Consider the following 2500-nt stretch of genomic DNA (forward strand, 5'->3'; position numbering starts at 1 on the left):
ACTTTATAAAACAAAAAAAATCCCGATTCAAGTATTGAATCGGGATTCTTAAAAAAGGCGGCGACCTACTCTCCCACGAGATGCAGTACCATCGGCGCTAACGGGCTTAACTACTCTGTTCGGAATGGTAAGAGGTGAGCCCCGTCGCTATAACCACCTTAAGTTATAGCTGATGTAATACGGTTTTAAGGTATTACGTTCAGCGTTCCATTATACATGGAACAAATATCTTAACATATTGAAAAAAGTACATGATTTAGTTTGTAAACTTTGTAAAAAAACAGGCGTACAATAAGCCTATGGGTTATTAGTACTACTCGGCTATGACATTACTGCCTTTACACCTATAGCCTATCAACGTGGTCATCTCCCACGACCCTTTAAAGAAATCTCATCTTGTGGTGGGTTTCGCGCTTATATGCTTTCAGCGCTTATCCCTTCCAAACGTAGCTACTCTGCAATGCTCCTGGCGGAACAACAGATACACCAGAGGTTTGTCCAACTCGGTCCTCTCGTACTAGAGTCAGATCCACTCAAATTTCTAACGCCCACTGTAGATAGAGACCGAACTGTCTCACGACGTTCTGAACCCAGCTCGCGTGCCACTTTAATGGGCGAACAGCCCAACCCTTGGGACCTTCTCCAGCCCCAGGATGTGACGAGCCGACATCGAGGTGCCAAACCCCCCCGTCGATATGAGCTCTTGGGGGAGATCAGCCTGTTATCCCCGGCGTACCTTTTATCCTTTGAGCGATGGCCCTTCCATGCGGAACCACCGGATCACTATGCTCTACTTTCGTACCTGATCGACCTGTATGTCTCTCAGTCAAGCTCCCTTATGCCATTGCACTCTACGTACGATTACCAACCGTACTGAGGGAACCTTTAGAAGCCTCCGTTACTCTTTTGGAGGCGACCACCCCAGTCAAACTACCCACCAAGCACTGTCCCCTTTTTTGAAGGGTTAGACTCTAGATAAGCAAAGGGTGGTATTTCAACAATGACTCCACAACGCCTAGCGACGCCGCTTCAAAGTCTCCCACCTATCCTACACATTACTTATCCAAAACCAATACTAAGCTATAGTAAAGGTGCACGGGGTCTTTTCGTCCCACAGCGGGTAATCGGCATCTTCACCGATACTACAATTTCACCGAGCTCATGGTTGAGACAGTGTCCAGATCGTTGCACCATTCGTGCAGGTCGGAACTTACCCGACAAGGAATTTCGCTACCTTAGGACCGTTATAGTTACGGCCGCCGTTTACTGGGGCTTCATTTCAGATCTTCGCCGAAGCTAAACCCTCCACTTAACCTTCCAGCACCGGGCAGGTGTCAGGCCATATACGTCATCTTTCGATTTAGCATAGCCCTGTGTTTTTGATAAACAGTCGCCTGGACTCTTTCACTGCGGCCCATCCAAAGATGGGCGACGCTTCTCCCGAAGTTACGCGTCTATTTTGCCTAGTTCCTTAACCATGAATCTCTCGAGCTCCTTAGAATTCTCATCCCAACTACCTGTGTCGGTTTAGGGTACGGGCTGCTTCACTCGCTTTTCTTGGAAGTCGATTTGCTGGATTATCACCGCAGCCGTAGCTTTAGTGTACTATTGGAGTGTTACCACTTCCTTCAACGTACTATTCCGTCAGTACGCACCAACTTTTCGCCTCCGTCACTTTTAGTGTGAGCAGGTACAGGAATATTAACCTGTTGTCCATCCACTACCCCTTTCGGGTTCGCGTTAGGTCCCGACTAACCCTCAGCTGATTAGCATAGCTGAGGAAACCTTAGTCTTTCGGAGTGCGGGTTTCTCGCCCGCATTATCGTTACTTATGCCTACATTTTCTTTTGTAGCTTCTCCAGCATGCCTCACAGCACACCTTCGACGACACTACAATGCTCCCCTACCACTTATTAATAAGTCCATAGCTTCGGTAATATGTTTATGCCCGATTATTATCCATGCCGAACCGCTCGACTAGTGAGCTGTTACGCACTCTTTAAATGAATGGCTGCTTCCAAGCCAACATCCTAGCTGTCTAAGCAGTTCAACCTCGTTTTTTCAACTTAACATATATTTTGGGACCTTAGCTGATGGTCTGGGTTCTTTCCCTCTCGGACATGGACCTTAGCACCCATGCCCTCACTGCTGATTATCATTATATAGCATTCGGAGTTTGTCAGGAATTGGTAGGCGGTGAAGCCCCCGCATCCAATCAGTAGCTCTACCTCTATAAAACTATAAATCAACGCTGCACCTAAATGCATTTCGGGGAGTACGAGCTATTTCCGAGTTTGATTGGCCTTTCACCCCTACCCACAGGTCATCCGAAGACTTTTCAACGTCAACCGGTTCGGTCCTCCACTGTATGTTACTACAGCTTCAACCTGCCCATGGGTAGATCACACGGTTTCGCGTCTACCACTACTAACTAAAGCGCCCTATTCAGACTCGCTTTCGCTACGGATCCGGACCTGAAGTCCTTAACCTTGCTAGCAAC

The 2500-nt window shown here is 47.6% G+C and carries 2 rRNA genes (1 of these 2 cut by a window edge); both read right to left on the minus strand.

What is annotated here, in order from left to right:
* Positions 1–52: 52 nt before the first annotated feature.
* Positions 53–161 (minus strand): 5S ribosomal RNA (gene rrf, locus ACFPH8_RS14825).
* Between the two features lie 126 nt (positions 162–287).
* A 23S ribosomal RNA gene (locus ACFPH8_RS14830) occupies positions 288–2500 on the minus strand; it runs 615 nt beyond the window's last position.

Origin of the sequence: Bizionia hallyeonensis, from assembly GCF_042657385.1 — a bacterium.
GTDB classification, from domain to species: Bacteria; Bacteroidota; Bacteroidia; order Flavobacteriales; family Flavobacteriaceae; genus Algorimicrobium; species Algorimicrobium hallyeonense.